This is a genomic window from Micromonospora sp. NPDC003776 (genome assembly GCF_053605645.1).
Genome location: NZ_JBSGJR010000076.1, coordinates 1 through 17,397, shown reverse-complemented (window position 1 = coordinate 17,397; position 17,397 = coordinate 1). Strand labels below are relative to the sequence as shown.

At 72.2% G+C, this 17,397-nt stretch carries 17 protein-coding genes, 1 tRNA gene and 1 pseudogene; 3 read left to right on the top strand and 16 right to left on the bottom strand.

Annotation, left to right across the window (positions count from 1 at the left end):
* Positions 1 to 53 precede the first annotated feature (53 nt).
* The 6 genes from ACWEVO_RS09795 to ACWEVO_RS09770 all read right to left on the bottom strand — a co-directional run bounded on the left by ACWEVO_RS09795 (position 54) and on the right by ACWEVO_RS09770 (position 4,662).
* A complete protein-coding gene (locus ACWEVO_RS09795) occupies positions 54 to 494 on the bottom strand; it encodes a hypothetical protein (RefSeq protein ID WP_452307146.1) in 441 nt (146 codons plus the stop codon).
* A 117-nt stretch (positions 495 to 611) separates the two neighbouring features.
* Positions 612 to 980: a GntR family transcriptional regulator gene (locus tag ACWEVO_RS09790; RefSeq protein WP_452307145.1), complete on the bottom strand. Its 369-nt coding sequence runs from the start codon at positions 978 to 980 to the stop codon at positions 612 to 614.
* Positions 977 to 1,912: a YihY/virulence factor BrkB family protein gene (locus ACWEVO_RS09785; protein WP_452307144.1), complete on the bottom strand. Its 936-nt coding sequence runs from the start codon at positions 1,910 to 1,912 to the stop codon at positions 977 to 979. Before ACWEVO_RS09785 ends, ACWEVO_RS09790 begins: the two co-directional genes overlap by 4 nt.
* 57 nt (positions 1,913 to 1,969) lie before the next feature.
* Positions 1,970 to 2,515 (bottom strand): 2'-5' RNA ligase family protein, encoded by a 546-nt coding sequence (locus ACWEVO_RS09780; protein ID WP_452307143.1) that lies wholly within the window; start codon positions 2,513 to 2,515, stop codon positions 1,970 to 1,972.
* A gap of 59 nt (positions 2,516 to 2,574) precedes the next feature.
* The gene (trpS, locus tag ACWEVO_RS09775) at positions 2,575 to 3,600 is read right to left on the bottom strand and encodes a tryptophan--tRNA ligase (RefSeq protein WP_452307142.1); all 1,026 of its coding nucleotides are present in this window, start codon (positions 3,598 to 3,600) and stop codon (positions 2,575 to 2,577) included.
* 33 nt (positions 3,601 to 3,633) lie between these two features.
* Entirely contained in the window at positions 3,634 to 4,662 is a 1,029-nt protein-coding gene (locus tag ACWEVO_RS09770; protein WP_452307141.1) for a hemolysin family protein, read from the bottom strand.
* Between the two features lie 175 nt (positions 4,663 to 4,837).
* On the opposite strand from ACWEVO_RS09770, the gene galE reads away from it, so the two are divergent.
* Together galE and galK are read left to right on the top strand one after the other, a co-directional pair.
* A complete protein-coding gene (gene galE, locus ACWEVO_RS09765; RefSeq protein ID WP_452307140.1) occupies positions 4,838 to 5,821 on the top strand; it encodes a UDP-glucose 4-epimerase GalE in 984 nt (327 codons plus the stop codon).
* Positions 5,818 to 6,984, top strand: coding sequence for a galactokinase (gene galK / locus ACWEVO_RS09760; protein ID WP_452307139.1), 1,167 nt, complete (start codon positions 5,818 to 5,820; stop codon positions 6,982 to 6,984). Before galE ends, galK begins: the two co-directional genes overlap by 4 nt.
* A 115-nt stretch (positions 6,985 to 7,099) precedes the next feature.
* Here galK and ACWEVO_RS09755 read toward each other — a convergent pair whose 3' ends face one another.
* From ACWEVO_RS09755 to ACWEVO_RS09710, 10 genes and pseudogenes are all read right to left on the bottom strand, one after another.
* Positions 7,100 to 8,404: a sulfate adenylyltransferase subunit 1 gene (locus ACWEVO_RS09755; protein WP_452307138.1), complete on the bottom strand. Its 1,305-nt coding sequence runs from the start codon at positions 8,402 to 8,404 to the stop codon at positions 7,100 to 7,102.
* Positions 8,404 to 9,315: a sulfate adenylyltransferase subunit CysD gene (gene cysD, locus ACWEVO_RS09750; protein WP_452307137.1), complete on the bottom strand. Its 912-nt coding sequence runs from the start codon at positions 9,313 to 9,315 to the stop codon at positions 8,404 to 8,406. Before cysD ends, ACWEVO_RS09755 begins: the two co-directional genes overlap by 1 nt.
* Before the next feature lie 64 nt (positions 9,316 to 9,379).
* Positions 9,380 to 10,213, bottom strand: coding sequence for an inositol monophosphatase family protein (locus ACWEVO_RS09745; RefSeq protein ID WP_452307136.1), 834 nt, complete (start codon positions 10,211 to 10,213; stop codon positions 9,380 to 9,382).
* Between the two features lie 53 nt (positions 10,214 to 10,266).
* A complete protein-coding gene (gene pth / locus ACWEVO_RS09740) occupies positions 10,267 to 10,857 on the bottom strand; it encodes an aminoacyl-tRNA hydrolase (RefSeq protein WP_452307135.1) in 591 nt (196 codons plus the stop codon).
* A 106-nt stretch (positions 10,858 to 10,963) separates the two neighbouring features.
* Positions 10,964 to 11,653 carry a 50S ribosomal protein L25/general stress protein Ctc gene (locus ACWEVO_RS09735; protein WP_452307134.1) on the bottom strand — a complete coding sequence of 230 codons (690 nt, stop codon included), beginning with the start codon at positions 11,651 to 11,653 and terminating at the stop codon, positions 10,964 to 10,966.
* Between the two features lie 286 nt (positions 11,654 to 11,939).
* On the bottom strand, positions 11,940 to 12,920 hold the full coding sequence (locus ACWEVO_RS09730) for a ribose-phosphate diphosphokinase (RefSeq protein WP_452307133.1): 981 nt from the start codon (positions 12,918 to 12,920) through the stop codon (positions 11,940 to 11,942).
* Between the two features lie 53 nt (positions 12,921 to 12,973).
* Positions 12,974 to 14,500 (bottom strand): annotated as a pseudogene (glmU, locus tag ACWEVO_RS09725) (bifunctional UDP-N-acetylglucosamine diphosphorylase/glucosamine-1-phosphate N-acetyltransferase GlmU).
* A gap of 73 nt (positions 14,501 to 14,573) precedes the next feature.
* A tRNA-Gln gene (locus ACWEVO_RS09720) sits at positions 14,574 to 14,644 on the bottom strand.
* 47 nt (positions 14,645 to 14,691) lie between these two features.
* Complete coding sequence (locus ACWEVO_RS09715) at positions 14,692 to 14,940, bottom strand: hypothetical protein (RefSeq protein ID WP_452307132.1); 249 nt, start codon at positions 14,938 to 14,940, stop codon at positions 14,692 to 14,694.
* Entirely contained in the window at positions 14,909 to 15,130 is a 222-nt protein-coding gene (locus ACWEVO_RS09710) for a hypothetical protein (protein ID WP_452307131.1), read from the bottom strand. The genes ACWEVO_RS09715 and ACWEVO_RS09710 overlap by 32 nt, the downstream gene beginning before the upstream one ends.
* 488 nt (positions 15,131 to 15,618) lie before the next feature.
* Here ACWEVO_RS09710 and ACWEVO_RS09705 point away from each other — a divergent pair.
* Positions 15,619 to 17,397: zinc ribbon domain-containing protein (locus ACWEVO_RS09705; RefSeq protein WP_452307147.1), on the top strand; the 1,779-nt coding region annotated here is incomplete at its 3' end.

Sequence of the window (17,397 nt, the reverse complement as noted above, 5' to 3'; positions counted from 1 at the left end):
CCTCGGGAAGTCGACTTCCCGAGGGGCCGGTGTCCATCGGGGACCGGCGGCGCTCAGTCCTTGCTCGTGAGCAGCTTGGCGATCCGGGCGAGGCCGGCCCGCACCTCGTCCCGGCTCGGCGCCGTCACCGGCGCGGGTTCCGGCTCCCGCTCGGCGGCGAGCTCCAGCTCCTCGTCGATGACGTCCTCGAAGTCGCCGTAGAGGTCCGCCTGGTCGGTCCGGGCCGCCTCGTCCTCGGCGGCGATCTGTGCGGCCGCGATCTCGCTGCGGATCTCCTCCGGCGTCAGCGCCGGCAGCAGCGGCTCCACCACCGCCATCAGCTGCTCCTCGGCCACCACCGCCTCGGCCAGGGCGAGCGCGTGCGGCCGCTCGTACGGGCCGCAGACGACCGGCTCCCACTCGTCGGCGTCGCCGAGCGGGCCGAAGGTGATGATCCACGGCAGACCGAGCATCGGGGAGTCGTCCGGCAGGTCCAGTGTCACGAGTGCGCCCACCGGCTCATCATGGTCGCTACCCGACAGCCGGTGCCGCACGATCCGCACAACTTCGGGGAAAGTGTGGCCTCCTGGCGGACCGAGGCGGCACTTTCGGGGACGTTGTGCGGCAGCGGGTCAGGGGGTCGAGTCGAGGGCGGCGCGGATCAGGGCGAGGGCGCGGTCCGGGGGGACGCCCAGGCGTCGGGCCTCAGCCGCGTAGTCGGCGGCGGCGCGGTGCAGCCGGTCGGTGGCGTCGTCCCGGCCGGGCGCGACCACGGTGCCGTGCCGGCCCCGGGTCTCCACCAGCCCGGCCCCCTCCAGCTCCCGGTACGCCCGGGCCACGGTGTTCACCGCCAGCCCGAGGTCGGTGGCGAGCTGCCGGACCGCGGGCAGGCGGGTGCCCACCGGCAGCCGGCCGTCGCCGATCATCCCGGCGAGCTGCCCGCGCACCTGCTCGTACGGGGGCACCGCCGAGGCCGGGTCGATCCGGATCCGCGTGGTCATCCCGCCCCTCCCGGCGTACCGGGGTCGGTCTCCTCGTCCACCTCGACGTCCACCTCCCGGGCGGCGGCGCCCTCGGCCAGGTCGACCACCCGGCCGTACCGGCTGGTGGCGGCCAGCGCCGCGCCGAAGAGCAGCAGCTGGTTGAGCAGGTAGAGGTAGAGCAGCAGCCCCACCGCGGTGGCCACCACCGTGTACGCGGGGTTCCGCTCGGTGCGGACCACGTAGTAGCGCCCGACCGTGTTCAGCAGGGTGATGCCGATCGCCACCACCAGGACCACCGGCCGCAGTCGGCGCCGGCTCATCCGCAGCCGGGGCACCGCCACCAGCAGCGCGGCCGCCAGCACGGCGTTGACCAGCACGCTGAGCAGCGCGCTGATCGTGGTCAGCCCCACCGACCCGGTGCTGCGCAGCAGGAAGCGCAGCAGCGACCCCAGCGCGTCGACGGCGGCCACCGAGATGCCGAGCAGCACGAAGACCGCGACCAGCACGCCCAGGTCGACCAGCCGGCGGATCACCAGGTTGCCCGGCTGCTGGTTGAAGCCGTACATCAGCCGCTGCGAGGAGCGGATCGCCTCCACCCAGCCGATCCCGGTGAAGACCAGGATGATCAGGCCGACCACGCCGACGGTGTTGCTGCTCTGGGCGATCTGCTGCGGGTTGAGGAACGGCAGGTTCCGCTCGATGAAGTCCCCCGCCGCCCGGCCGACCGTGTTGTTGTCCTGCAGGATCGCGCCGAAGATCCAGTACCCGACCAGGGCCAGCGCGAACACCGCGAAGAAGCCGTAGTAGGCGATCGCGGCGGCGAGCCGGCCGGCGAGCACGTTGGCGTAGAGCGTCCCGGCCCGCCACAGGTGGTCGAAGGCCGGCAGCCGGTCGCGCGCGGCGTCGATCCGACGGTTCGCCGCGGCCTCGATCCGGCCGATCACGTTCACCTCGTCATCCTCGCCGATCCGCCGCCGCCCCGGAGGCAGGCCGGTCCGGTGCTCAGCTCAGCCGCCGAGCCGGAAGTCCCGGCGGGGCTGCCACCGGGTCGCCCCGCTGTGCGAGAAGAGGGTGAACGCCTCCACCTCGAACAGGGCGGAGAAGTCGGCGAGATCCTCGTACGCCTTGTCGAGCACCTCGGGCGGGACGTCCTGGGCCACCGTGACGTGCGGGTGGTACGGGAAACGCGCCTCCCGGTGCAGCTCGGGGGCCGAGTTGATGGCGGCGGCGAGCAGCTCGCACTCGCTGATCCCGGCCGCCACCGCCACGAAGACCACCTGGGTGACCGGCCGGAACGTGCCGGTGCCCCGCAGGTGCAGGGTGAACGGCAGGTGCGTGGCGGCCACCCGGGCCAGGTGCGACTCCACGGCGGGCAGCGCGCGCAGCGGGATCTCGGTGGGGCCGAGCAGGGTGACGTGGGCCGGGACGGCCTGCGGGTCACCGGCCTCGATCCGGCGGCGGGTGAGCATCCCGCCCCACGGCTCGGGGATGTCCACCGCGATCCCGATCTGGATCGTGTCGTCGGCGTCCGGCGCCCCGTCCCTGCGATCCACGCTCCGCGCCACCCCTCCGGCCACCGACTGCGTCCACCCGTCCCGTCGCGCCCGGGCCGCTACTCGACCCGGACCGGCGGGAAGAAGCCGATCCGCTCGTACGCGGTCGCCAGGGTCGCGGCGGCGACCGCCCGCGCCTTCTCCGCGCCGTGCGCGAGCAGCTTGTCGAGCTGTGCCGGGTCGTCCAGGTAGGCGCGGGTGCGCTCCTGGATCGGGGTGACGAACTCCCGGACCACCTCGCCGAGGTCCTTCTTCAGGTCCCCGTAGCCCTTCCCGTCGTACGCGGCGACGAGGTCGTCGATGCTCCGGCCGGAGAGCGCGGAGTAGATGGTGAGCAGGTTGGAGATGCCCGGCTTGCCCTCGGCGTCGAAGACGATCTCGCGACCGGTGTCGGTGACCGCGGAGCGGATCTTCTTGGCCGAGCGGGCCGGCTCCTCCAGCAGGTCGATGATGCCGGCCGGGGAGGACGACGACTTCGACATCTTGGCCGTCGGGTCCTGCAGGTCGGTGATCTTCGCGGTGTCCTTGACGATGTGCGGCGCGGGCACGGTGAAGGTCGGCCCGAAGAGCGAGTTGAACCGCTGGGCCAGGTCCCGGGAGAGCTCCAGGTGCTGCCGCTGGTCCTCGCCGACCGGCACCGCGTGGGCCTGGTAGAGCAGGATGTCGGCGGCCTGCAGGATCGGGTACGTGAAGAGGCCGACGCTGGCCCGCTCGCTGCCCTGCTTCTGCGACTTGTCCTTGAACTGGGTCATCCGGCTGGCCTCGCCGAAGCCGGTGATGCAGCCGAGCACCCAGGCCAGCTGCGCGTGCTCGGGCACCTGCGACTGGATGAAGAGGGTGCTGCGCTCCGGGTCCAGGCCCAGGGCGAAGAGCTGCGCGGCGGCGACCCGGCTGCGCTGCTTGAGCACCTTCGGGTCGTGCCCGGCGGTGATCGCGTGCAGGTCCACCACGCAGTAGAACGCGTCGTGGCTGTCCTGCAGGGCCACCCAGTGCCGCAGCGCGCCGAGGTAGTTGCCGAGGTGGAACGAGTCGGCGGTCGGCTGGATGCCGGAGAAGACGCGCGGGCGGGCGGGTACGTCGGACATGGCGGCAATTCTGTCAGCATCGCCCGCGGTACGTCATGACGGGCCCGCGGGTCGGCTCTCGGCGGGCGCGACCGGGCTGTTGAGCTCGCGTCGCTGCTCGGGCAGGCGGGCGGCGGAGACCGCCAGGCGGGACACCCGCCGGCCGTCGAGGGTGAGCACCCGCAGCAGCCACCCGCCCGGCGGGTCCTCCGGGTCGGGTCCGCCGGCGCCGTGCCGGTCCGGGGCCACCGGGATCTCGTCGCCGGCGACCGGGAGCCGGCCCAGGGCGGCCATCACGTACCCGCCGACCGTCTCGTACGGCCCGGCGGGCAGCGGAACCCCGGTGCGCTCGGCGAAGTCGGCCAGGTTGAGCCGCCCGTCGACGACGGCGGGCAGGCCGGCGTGGGCCGGGTCGGGCGGCAGGTCGTCGTACTCGTCGTGGATCTCCCCGACCAGCTCCTCGACGAGGTCCTCGCAGGTCACGATGCCGGCGGTGCCGCCGTACTCGTCGACCACCACGGCCAGGTGGTGCCCCTCCCGGCGCATCTCGGTGAGCGCGGCGAGCACCCGCTTGCTGCCCGGCAGCCGCTTCACCTCGCGGGTGAGCTCGCCGACCGTGGCGCACCGGTCCCGTTCGGGGCGGAGCAGCACCTCCCGCAGGTGGACGAAGCCGACCACATCATCGTGGGTGCCGTCGACCACCGGGTACCGGGTGTGCGTCTCGGCCCGGACCAGCCGTTCCGCCTCGGCGAGGGTCAGCCCGGCGGAGAGGAACACCACCTCGGTGCGCGGCACCATCACCTCGCGTACCAGTCGCGCGCCGGCCACCAGCACCTCGTCGATGATCCGCCGCTCGTCGGGGTCGAGCACCGTGTTGGCGGCGACCAGGTCGCGCAGCTCGGCCTCGCTGATCCGCTCCCGGCCGGCGGCCGGGCTGGCACCGAGCAGATCGGTGACCAGGCGGGTGGCGCCGTCGGCCGCGCGGACCACCAGGCGGGCGACGGTCCGGGCGACCGGTCCCGGCTCGCGTCGGGGCCGCCCCAGCGGTCGTCGCCGGAGTCCGGGACCACCTGCTTCCCGCATGACAAGGATCGTAGACAGCGGCCGCCGCGCCGCCCGGCCAATGTTCGGATCTGTTCAATCATGAGGGATCGTGGTGGAATGGTGGCGTGTCGTGGGCAGCGGAGGCACAGCCGGCGGCCCTAGGGTGATCGACGGACGGCCGGCACGCGGCCCGGCCAGGCAGGGAGGACCCGACGTGAAACTGCTCGTCACCGGCGGCGCCGGTTACATCGGCAGCGTGGTGACCCGGATGCTGCTGGACGACGGCCACGACGTGACCGTCCTGGACGACCTGCGCACCGGCCACCGGGAAGCCCTCGCCCCCGAGGCCACCCACGTCGACCTGCCGATCCACGAGGCGGCCCGGGTGCTCACCCCGGACGCCGGCTTCGACGGCGTGCTGCACTTCGCCGCGCTGATCGCCGCCGGCGAGTCGATGGTCAAGCCCGAGCTCTACTGGCACACCAACACCATCGGCTCGCTTGCCCTGCTCGACGCGGTCCGCGCCGCCCGGGTGCCCAAGCTGGTCTTCTCCTCCACCGCCGCGGTCTACGGCAACCCCACCGAGCTGCCCATCCCGGAGACCGCCGTCAAGGCCCCCACCAACACCTACGGGGCGACCAAGCTGGCCGTCGACATGGCGCTCACCTCCGAGGCGGTCGCGCACGACCTGGCCGCCGTCTCCCTGCGCTACTTCAACGTCGCCGGGGCGTACCTGCACGACGGGTGGGCCATCGGGGAGCGGCACGACCCGGAGACCCACCTCATCCCGCTGGCCCTCGACGTGGCCGCCGGCCGCCGCGACAAGCTGCAACTCTTCGGCGACGACTACCCCACCGTCGACGGCACCTGCGTCCGCGACTACATCCACGTCGAGGACCTGGCCCGGGCCCACCTGCTGGCCCTGGGCGCCGCCACGCCCGCCCGGCACCGCATCTACAACCTGGGCAACGGCAACGGCTTCACCAACCGGCAGGTGATCGAGGTGGTCCGCGAGGTCACCGGCCACCCGGTGCCGGTCGAGGTGGCCCCGCGCCGCGAGGGCGACCCGGCCGAGCTGGTCGCCTCCTCCGCGCTGGCCCGCGCCGAACTCGGCTGGACGCCGGCCAAGCCCACCCTGCAGGACATGGTCGGCGACGCCTGGGCGTTCTACCGCTCGCACATCCTGGGCAACCAGTGAGCGCCGCCGGCGACGTCGCCGCCCGCGCCACGGCCGGCTTCCGGCAGCGGTACGGCGCGGAGCCGGCGGGCCGCTGGGCGGCTCCCGGGCGGGTCAACCTGATCGGCGAGCACACCGACTACAACGACGGCTTCGTGCTCCCCTTCGCGCTCCCGCTGCGTACCGTGGTCGCCGCCGACCGGCGGGACGACGAACGCTGGACGGTCTGGTCCGAGCTGGACGACGACCCGGTCGAGTTCGGGCCCCGGGAGGCCGACGAGCCCGGCCGGGTCACCGGCTGGGCCGCCTACGTGGCGGGGGTGGTCTGGGCGCTGCGCGCTGACGACCACCCGGTCCCGGGCGCCCGGCTCGCCATCGCCTCCGACGTGCCGGTCGGCTCCGGGCTCTCCTCCTCGGCGGCCATCGAGTCCGCGGTGCTGGCCGCCCTGGTCGAGCTGGGCGGCCTGGACCTGCCGGCCGGGCGGTGGCCCCGGCTCGCCCAGCGGGCCGAGAACGAGTACGTGGGCGCGCCCACCGGGATCATGGACCAGTCGGCGGTGATCCGGGGCCGGGCCGGGCACGCGCTCTTCCTCGACTGCCGCACCGAGGACGTCGAGCAGATCCCGTTCGACCTGGGCGCCGCGGGGCTGGCCATGCTGGTGATCGACAGCCGCGCCCCGCACCGGCACGCCGACGGCGAGTACGCGTCCCGCCGGAAGTCCTGTGAGGAGGCGGCGCGGATCCTCCAGGTGCCCGCCCTGCGCGACGTCGACGTGACCGACCTCGAGGCGGTGCTGGGCCGGCTGCCCGACGACGAGACCCGCCGCCGGGTCCGGCACGTGGTCACCGAGGACCAGCGGGTGCTCGACACCGTCGCCCTGCTGCGCGCCGGCCGGGTACGCGAGATCGGCCCGCTGCTGACCGCCTCGCACGCCTCGATGCGCGACGACTTCGAGATCACGGTGCCGGAGATCGACACCGCGGTCGAGGCGGCCCTGGCCGCCGGGGCGTACGGGGCCCGGATGACCGGCGGTGGCTTCGGCGGCTGCGTCCTCGCGCTGGTTGACGCGGACTCCGCCGACGCCGTGGCGGCCGCCGTCACCGCCGCGTACGCCGACCGCGGCTTCGCCGCCCCCGGCGCCGTCACCGTCCTCCCGGCCGCCGGCGCGGCCCGCCTGGACTGACGCCCCGCGCCCCGCGCCCTCCGGCCGCCGTGCGGCCTCTTTCACGGAAAGAGTGGCCACTCTCGCGTGCATGGCCACTCTTTCCGTGAATCAGCGCCCTACCGGCGTCGGAGGGTCAGCCGGCTTCGACGATCATGCCGGCGCCGACCGTGCGGTTGGTGGTCTCGTCGATGATGACGAAGCCGCCGGTGGTGCGGTTGCGGCGGTACTCGTCGGCCAGCAGCGGGACGGTGGTGCGCAGGCGTACCCGACCGATCTCGTTGAGCCGCAGCTCGCCGGCCGCCTCGTCCCGGTGCAGCGAGTTGATGTCCAGGCGGTAGTGCAGGCCGCGCACGATCGCCCGCGCCGAGCGGGTGGTGTGCTTGACGGCGTACCTGCCGCCGACCTGCAACGGGCGGGTCTCGTCCAGCCAGCAGACCATCGCCTCGATGTCCTGGGCGACGGCCGGGGCGTTGTTCGGCCGGCAGATCATGTCGCCGCGCGAGATGTCGATCTCGTCGGTCAGCCGGACCGTCACCGACATCGGCGGGAACGCCTCGGCCACCGGGCCGTCCGCCGTCTCCACCGAGGCGATCCGGCTGGTGAAGCCGGACGGCAGCACCATCACCTCGTCACCGGGCTTGAGCACGCCCGAGGCGACCTGGCCCGCGTACCCCCGGTAGTCGGTGACGGTGGTGGACTGCGGCCGGATCACGTACTGCACCGGGAAGCGCACGTCGACCAGGTTGCGGTCCGACGCGATGTGCACCCGCTCCAGGTGGTGCAGCAGCGACGGGCCCTCGTACCAGGGCATGTTCTCCGAGCGGGAGACGATGTTGTCGCCCTTGAGCGCGGAGATCGGGATGACGGTCAGGTCGGGCACCTCGAGCTTCGCGGCGAACGCGGTGAACTCGTCGGCGATCCGCTCGAACACCTCCTCCGACCAGTCGACCAGGTCCATCTTGTTCACGCACAGGACCAGGTGCGGCACCCGCAGCAGCGAGCAGAGGAACGCGTGCCGACGGGACTGCTCGACGAGGCCCTTACGGGCGTCCACCAGGATCAGCGCCAGGTCCGCGGTGGAGGCGCCGGTGACCATGTTGCGGGTGTACTGGATGTGCCCCGGGGTGTCGGCGATGATGAACTTCCGCCGCGGCGTGGCGAAGTACCGGTACGCCACGTCGATGGTGATGCCCTGCTCCCGCTCCGCCCGCAGGCCGTCGGTGAGCAGGGCCAGATTCGTGTACTCGTCGCCCCGGGCCGCGCTGACCGCCTCGACCGCGGCGAGCTGGTCGGTGAAGAGCGACTTGGTGTCGTAGAGCAGCCGGCCGATCAGAGTCGACTTGCCGTCGTCCACGCTGCCGGCCGTGGCGAAGCGCAGCAGGTCCATCGGCCGGGCCTCGGCACCGGCGGCGGCCGGGGAGAGGGTCTCGACGCTCATCAGAAGTAGCCCTCCCGCTTGCGGTCCTCCATGGCGGCCTCGCTCACCCGGTCGTCGCCGCGGGTCGCGCCGCGCTCGGTGATCCGCGTGGCGGCCACCTCCTCGATCACCTTCTCCACCGTGTCGGCGTCCGACCGGACCGCCGCCGTGCAGGAGGCGTCGCCGACGGTCCGGTAGCGCACCTGCGCCTTGAACCGCTCCTCGCCCGACTTGGGCCGGATGAACTCGTTGACCGCGTAGAGCATCCCGTCCCGCTCGACCACCTCGCGCTCGTGCGCGTAGTAGATCGACGGCAGCGGGATCCGCTCCCGGGCGATGTAGTGCCACACGTCCAGCTCGGTCCAGTTGGACAGCGGGAACACCCGGATCGACTCCCCCGGGTGGTGCCGGCCGTTGTAGAGCGACCACAGCTCCGGGCGCTGGTTCTTCGGGTCCCACTGGCCGAACTCGTCGCGGAAGCTGAACACCCGCTCCTTGGCCCGCGCCTTCTCCTCGTCCCGCCGGGCGCCGCCGAACAGCGCGTCGAAGCGGTGCTTCTCCACCGCGTCGAGCAGCACCGGGGTCTGGATCCGGTTGCGCATGCCGTCGGCCGACTCGCGGACCAGGCCCGCGGCCAGGGCCTCCGGGACGCTGGCCACGATCAGGTGCAGGCCCAGCTCGGCGACCCGCTGGTCGCGGTATTCCAGGACCTCGGGAAAGTTGTGCCCGGTGTCCACGTGCATCACCGGGAAGGGGATGTTGGCCGGGGCGAACGCCTTCTGGGCCAACCGGAGCATCACGATCGAGTCCTTGCCGCCGGAGAAGAGCAGCACCGGACGCTCCATCTCGGCGACCACCTCGCGCATCACGAAGATGCTCTCCGCCTCCAGGGCATCGAGGTGGGAGACCTGGTACGCCGCCGGGGACGTCACGACACGAATCCGTTCATCGAATTCCAGACCTTTCCGGTCGGACTCGTCAAGAAGAACGTTCAGGCTACCCGGAATGCCGCTGCAGCGCTGCAAGCAACCGACTGGCGAGATCCTTGCGGCACACCAGCAGGTCGGGTAGGCGCGGGTCGGCCTCGTTGTATTCCAGCGCAGAACCGTCGATCCGGGAAGCGTGCAGTCCGGTGGCCGTCGCCACAGCGACCGGCGCCGCCGAGTCCCACTCGTACTGGCCACCGGCGTGGATGTACGCGTCCACCTCACCCGTCACCACCGCGGCGATCTTCGCGCCCGCCGAACCCATCGGCACCAGGTGCGCCCCCACGTCCTCCGCCAGGTCGGTCAGAAAGACCGGCGGCCGGCTGCGGCTCGCCGCCAGCCGGATGGTCCGCCCACCCGGCGCGGTCGCCGCCTCCAACGTCATCGGCGGGTACGCCGGCGGGTAGTCCGTGGCCAGCACCCGGTGCTGCGCCGGCAGCCCCACCGCCCCGGCGACCAGCCCGTGCGGCGTCGGCGCGTTGCGGGCCCAGAGCGCCACGTGCACCGCCCAGTCCGCGCGGCCCTCCTCGGCGAACTCGCGGGTGCCGTCCAACGGGTCGACGATCCACACCCGATCGGCGGTCAGCCGGGACACCGCCTCCGGGCTCACCTCCGCCGTCCAGGCCAGCCGGGAGCCCTCATCCTCCTCCGACAGCACCGCGTCCGCCGGCCGCCACCTCGCCAGCTCGGTACGGATCAGGTCGTGCGAGACCTTGTCCCCGGCCGACTTCAACGCCCCCGGGTCGGCGAAGCCCAGCTCCGTACGCAGGTTCATCAGCGCCTGCCCGGCCCGCGCCGCCAGCCAGCGGGCGAACGCGCCGTCGATCATCGGAGGACTGCCCATGCTTCCCGCTCCCGTCGCCACGTCAGAAGGCGCAGACTACCGCCCGCACGCCGTCACGCCCCGTGGTAGAGGTTCTGCGTCGGCTCCACACCCTTGGTGATCACCGACTCCACCACGTCCGCCGCCCGGTCCACCAGGAACTCCAACTCCTTGCGCTCGGCCGAGGAGAAGTCCGACAGCACATAGTCCGCCGGGTCCTGCCGCCCCGGCGGCCGGCCGATGCCGAACCGCACCCGGACGTAGTCCTTCGTGCCCAGCGACTTCGACATCGAGCGCAGACCGTTGTGCCCACCCTCGCCGCCGCCGCACTTGACCCGCAGCTGACCGTACGGGATGTCCAGCTCGTCGTGCACGGCGATGACCCGGCCCGGTGGGATCTTGTGGAACTGCGCCAACCCGACCACCGGCCCACCCGACAGGTTCATGTACGTCAGCGGCTTCACCAGCACCAGCTTCGGGCCGCCGAACCCCAGCCGCCCCTCGGCGACCTCCGCCACCGCCCGCTTGTGCCGGCCGAACTTCCCGCCCAGCCGGGCCGCCAGCAGGTCAGCCACCATGAAGCCCACGTTGTGCCGGTTGCCCGCGTACTCCCGACCGGGGTTGCCCAGGCCGACCACCAGCCACGGCCCCGACTCGTCCGTCACGCCACGTCCCTTCCCTCACCACCGCCGCGCCACCGGCAACCGTCCCCGATACGCGGACAGGCGCCCCCGGGAACCGGGGACGCCTGTCGCACAGCCTGCGGACCGATCAGGCCTCGGTCTTCTCCTCGGCAGCCGGCTCGCCCTCGGCCGGAGCGCCCTCGGAAGCCTCGGCGGTCTCCTCGCCGACCCCCTCCTCGGCCTCCTCGGTGGCCTCCTCGACCTCGGGGAGGGTGGCCTCGAGCTGCTCGGCGGTCGGGGCGGCGGTCACCGAGGCGACCGGCATCTCCCCGTCCGCGGCCAGCTCGACACCGGCCGGCAGCTCGACGTCGGCGGCGGTGATCTGGGTGCCCGCCTCGGCGCCCTCGATCGACGCCTCCAGGTGGTCCGGCACCTTGGTGGCGTCGGCCGTCACCGAAAGGGTGTCGTGGTCGTGCACGATCAGGGTGTCCTTCGCGGCCTCACCGGTCAGCTGGACCGGGACCTCGACGGTGACCTTCTCGCCCCGGCGGACCAGCAGCAGGTCCACGTGCTCGAAGGTGTCCTTGATCGGGTCACGCTGGATCGCCTTCGGCAGCGCCAGCACCTGGGTGCCGTCGCTGACCTCGATCGCGAAGAGCTGGTTGGCACCGCCCTTGCGGATCGCGGCGGCGAACTCACGCGCCGGGAGCGCGATGTGCTTCGGCTTCTCGCCGTGGCCGTACAGCACGGCGGGCACCTTGCCGGCCCGGCGGGTACGACGGGCACCACCCTTGCCGAACTCGGTACGGGGCTCGGCGCTGATCTTTACCTCGGACACGGGGAAACTCCTGATGCTTTTCTGCTGCGGCGGCTTGTCGTCTGGCGGTGCTGGGGCGAGGGGCTCGCTGGGGCTCATGCGTCATGAACGACTGCCCGGAGCACCGCGTCGATGACGGCGCCTCCGTGCGGTGCTTTTCAGCGACCCGCCGGGCACCCTCGCCGTGGCAACCGCACCAGTCTACCCGAGCGATTTCCCGGCTCTCCGGCAGTCCCCACATCACCGACCGAACCACGTGCAGCGCGGCCGGCAGCCGTCCCCGGAGGGCCGCCGGCCGCGCCGACACTCAGCTCAGGCCACCGAAGAGCGTGGTCACCGAACCGTCGTCGAAGACCTCCCGGATCGCCCGGGCCAGCAGCGGCGCGATCGACAGCACGGTGATCTTGTCCAACTGCTTCTCCGGCGGCAGCGGCAGCGTGTTGGTCACCACGACCTCGCTGATCGGGCTGTTCTTCAGCCGCTCGGTCGCCGGATCCGACAGCAACGCGTGGGTCGAGGCGACCACGATCTCCGCCGCGCCCGACTGCTTGAGGATGTCCGCGGCCTTGGTGATCGTGCCACCGGTGTCGATCATGTCATCAACGATCAGGCACACCCGACCCTCGACCTCACCCACCACCCGGTTCGCCACCACCTGGTTCGGCTTCAGCGGATCCCGCGTCTTGTGGATGAACGCCAGCGGGCAGCCACCCAGCCGGTCCGTCCACCGCTCGGCCACCCGCACCCGACCCGAGTCCGGCGCCACCACGGTCATCGGCCGGCCCGCGTACCGGTGCTCGACGTACTCCGCGAGCACGTCCATCGCGAAGAGGTGATCCACCGGACCGTCGAAGAAACCCTGGATCTGCGCGGTGTGCAGGTCGACCGTGAGGATCCGGTTCGCGCCCGCCGTCTTCAGCAGGTCGGCCACCAGCCGCGCCGAGATCGGCTCCCGGCCCCGGTGCTTCTTGTCCTGCCGCGAGTACGGGTAGAACGGCAGCACCACGGTGATCCGCTTGGCCGAGCCCCGCTTCAGGGCATCGATCATGATCAGGGTCTCCATGACCCAGGTGTTGACCCCGTGCGTCACGGACTGCACCACGAAGGCGTCCGAGCCACGCACGGAGTCCTTGAACCGTACGAAGATCTCACCGTTGGCGAAGTCGTACGAGTCGGAGGGGGTCGGCGCGACGCCGAGCACCTCACCGATCTCCTTGGCCAGCTCCGGAAAACCCCGTCCGGAGAAGAGCATCAGGCTCTTGCGGTTTTCGGCGACGATGCTGCCCATGGGCCCGTCTGCTCCCGTATGTCGGTGGTTCCCGGCGGCGGTGGAGCCGGGGACTATTCGGTTGCAGTATCCCCCGCGTTCACCGCTCCACCCACCGCCCGGCGATCCCCGTGGAGTCAGTCACCTTCGCTTGCGGCCGCGGCCCCGCCCGACGCACCCTCACGGGCCCGCTCGGCCGCCTCGGCGGACACCGTCCCGGCCCGCTTGCGGGCCACCCAGCCCTCGATCGCGCGCTGCGGCGCCCGGGTCACCCCGAGCGCGCCCGGCGGCACGTCCTGGGTGATCGCGCTGCCCGCCGCGATGTACGCCCCGGCACCCACCTCGACCGGCGCGATCAGGCTGGTGTCACAGCCGACGAAGGCCGCCTCACCGACCACCGTGCGGCTCTTCTTCACCCCGTCGTAGTTCACAAAGATCGTCGCCGCACCGATGTTCGCCTTCGCACCGATCGTGGCATCCCCGACGTACGACAGGTGTGGCACCTTCGCGCCCGGCCCCACCTCGGAGTTCTTCACCTCGACGAAGGTGCCCACCTTCGCCTTCTCGGCCAGCTTCGCCGCCGGCCGCAGGTAGGCGAACGGCCCCACGGTGGCCTGCGGACCGACCTCGGCACCCACCGCGTGGCTACGCACCACGCTGGCTTCCGCCCCGACCACCGTGTCGATCAGCGTGGTGTCCGGACCCACGGTCGCCCCGGCACCGACCACCGTCGCCCCCTGGAGCTGCGTGTTCTGGTCGATCACCGCATCCCGCTCCACCGTGACCGTCACGTCGATCCAGGTGGTGTGCGGGTCCAGGATGCTCACCCCGGTCCGCATCCAGCCCTCGTTCACCCGGTCCCGCAGCAGCCGGCGCAGCCCGGCCAGCTCCACCCGGTCGTTGCAGCCCAGCGTCTCCACGTGATCCGCGGCGCAGTACACGGCCACCGGCTCGCCGGCGTCCCGGAGCAGGCCGAAGACGTCGGTCAGGTACTCCTCGCCCTGGTCGTTGTCGGTGGAGAGCTTGCCCAGCGCCTCCCGCAGCCGCGCCACGTCGAACGCGTAGATACCCGCGTTGATCTCCCGCAGCGCGCGCTGCTCCGGGGTGGCGTCCCGCTCCTCCACGATCTGCGCCAGCCGCCCGTCGGCGTCCCGCACGATCCGGCCCAGGCCGGCCGGATCGGGCACCTCGGCGGCCAGCACGGTCGCCGCCGCGCCGGCGCCCTCGTGCGCCTCGACCAGCGCCGCCACCGTCTCCGGCCGCAGCAGCGGCACGTCCCCGTTGATCACGACGACCGTGCCGCGGACCTCCGGGACCGCGTCCAGCGCGATCCGCACCGCGTGTCCGGTGCCGAGCTGCCGCTCCTGGAGCACCGGTACGGCCTCCGGCGCCACCTCCGCCAGGTGCCCCCGGACCTGGTCGGCGCCGTGCCCGACCACCACCACGGTCCGGTCGGCGTCGAGCGGGCCGGCGGCGGCCAGCACGTGGCCGAGGAGGGTACGGCCGAGCAGCGGGTGCAGCACCTTGGGCAGGGCAGACTTCATCCGCTTGCCCTCACCGGCGGCGAGCACGACAACGGTGCGGAGGTGGGGCTGGGACACGACGTGGCTCCCGTCGGGACGGCGACAGTCTCGCGGCCATGCTAACCACGCGGCAACCGGGAGGCAGCGGAAGCTCCCGGGAGAGGATTCGAACCCCTATAATCAGGACCAAAACCTGACGTCCTGCCATTAGACGACCCGGGATGGTCGAAAACGGGCAAAAGGGCACCCGCTCTTCGGCTGCCTACACCTTACCGGTCGTGCGGCCGATCCTCATCGGCCATTCCCTTCATGATCCCCTCTATCTTCCAGTAGACGCGGTTCGCCCCGAGCACGTGGACCGTCAGGCAGCCGCGATAGTCGGCGCCTCGGTTCTTGCGCGATGTCCCCGGCCGATGCTTCTTCAGCGTGGTCCGCTGAAACTGAGCCGGCGGCACGCCGATGAGGCCGGCCCACCAGCGGACCGCCTCAGCCGCGTCCGCAGTCTCGTGGATGCTCACCGTACCGGCGATCGGCCGGCGGCACCCCGAGCGCGTCGAGAAAGCGCAGGAAGAGCGCCACCAGCAGCGGATCACTGTTGATGAACCTGACCCGACAGTCGTGCGGACGCCATGGCTTCGCCTTACCGCCTTCACACCAGTAGATTGCCGCACCGATCAGCACCAGCTGGCGGTAGCGCAGGCCACGCACCCACCGCGCGGCAGCGCGCACGGTGTCGGCCCGAGCGGCGTCCCGCGCGGCCCGATGTGCGCTCCACTGGGCGTCCGCCCGCGCGCGCGAACCGTCCCGTCGCCGTCGCCGTCGCCGGACCAACTCCGGATCCAGCGGCAGGTGCCGGGTCCAGAGGTGGCGGTCGACTTGGACACCCCCAGCCGCTCGGCGATCTCGCCACCGGACAGCCGGCACGCCGCAGCACGAGCGCCTGTTCGTACAGTTCCGGCTTGCGCCCCCGATATGGACGCAGAGGCTCGACAGCGGGTGGAGGGTCGGTCACGAGGGGAGGCTATGGGATTTGGTTAAGCATCCTCAGTGATCGTGGGCCGGTCGTGGGTGTCGGTGTCGTCTGGTTTGATGCGGGGCGGTGGGGGTGGTCTGCGCCGGCGGCGAGTGCTGTCGGCGGGGGTCGTGTGCGGGCTGGCCGGGTCTGGGTGTGGTGAGGTTGGTGGCGGGTGAGTCGGATGGTGTCGCTGGCTGACGGTCAGGCGTCCCGGACCGCGTGTGTCCGCGCTTTTGTGCGCGCCGGTGTGGATGAGAAGACCGGCGAGGTCTTGTCCCAGGCGGTGCTGGCCGAGCGTGTCGGCTGGTGTGCCGATCTGGTGGCGGGCATGGTTTCCGGGCTGGTGGCGCAGCGGTGGAACGCCGCGGATGTGCGGGTGTTGGCCTCCGGTGTGGACGCGGGTGGGCGCAGGTTGCCGTCGAACGCGTGGATGGCGTTGCGGCGGCTGGGTTGGACCGTCACCGTCCCCGACGGTGTGAGGATCAATGACCGGATCGTGCGGATGGCGCAGGAGCAGGCCGGGCGTGCGCTGCGCTCGGTGACATGGCGTGCCGACCTGACCGCCGCGCTCCTCGCGACCTGGCCGGCCGACCCGCGCAAACGCACTCCACAGGAGTGGGATCAGGTGCGGGAGGCGATCCCTGGCGGGAAGGATCTGCCCGCCAACGTCGTCAACGCGCGCACCCGGCAGGTGGCCACGTTCCTCAACGCCAACAGCCGCCTCCCGGTGGATGTGTTCGAACTGGAAGGCGTCCCGAAGGTCCCGCGGATGTTGTTGCTGTCCGCGTGTGACCGGCAGCAGGCCACGATCGAACGCGGCGACACCGATCCGGGCAGGGTGCTGCTGCGCCTGCAGTTGCCCACCCGTCCGGATCCGGGCACGTACCGGGACTGGACGTGGGTGGCCTGCCCGATCAGCCTGCCGCCCACCGTCCCGGCCGGCGCGGTGCTGCACCTACCCACCCTGCGGGTCAATGGCCGGCAGGTCCGCGCCGACTTGGCCTACACCCACGCCGTGCCGGCAGCCCGGCCCACCGGCCACTCGGTGGCGCTCGGGGTGGACTGGGGTCTGAACACCCTGCTCAGCGCAGGCGCCCTGCGACGGCCAGCCGACGGCCGGATCACCGCGTTCGGCGCTGGCGGCCAGTTCCGGGCCGCCGGAGTCCTGGCCAAGCAGCACCGCCTGCGCCGCCTATCCGAGCGGCTGCACGCCAAGGCCGACCAGTACGTGCGGCTCATCGGCGTCAACTCGCAGCACCACCTCGTGGGCAAGCTTGCCGTGCTGCGCGACGAGATCCGACAGGTGTCCGAACGCCGCCAGAACCTGAACGCCGCGCTCGCCTGGGCCGCCGCCCGCTGGACGGTCGACCAGGCGATCGCCGCGGGCGCGACCGTCATCTACGTCGAAGACTTGCGATCGTTGGAAGCCAAGGGGATGGGCGGCAGCATGAACACGCGCCTGTCCCAGCAGGTGCGCGGGAAGATCGTCGACCGGATGCGGCACCTCGCCGCCGAGCACGGTATCGCCGTGGTCGGCGTCCCCGCCCGCAACACCTCCAAGCACTGCCCGCAGTGCCTGACCCCGCTACGGCACCGCAAAGCCCCCGACCGGCCCACCACCCCGGGCTGGAAATGGGCCATCTGCCCCCACCAGTCCTGCGGCTGGCAGGGCGACCGTGACCACGGCGCCTGGCGGCGCATCGCCGCCCGCGGCCTCACCCACCAGACCACCACCGTCACCGACCGCAGCAACGGCACCATGATCATCCGCGCCGTGCTCGACACCCTCGAAGCCGCCGCCGTCGTCACCCCCACGATCAAGCCCAGCCGCGCGGACCGGTCGAAGACCCGCCCCACCCGGCACAAGCCACCACGCCCCGCGCCCAGGCGACGCAGGGCACCCTCCCCCACCCGGCCCCACGGCCGGGCGGGCAAGCGTCCGGAGGGACACGCACCAACG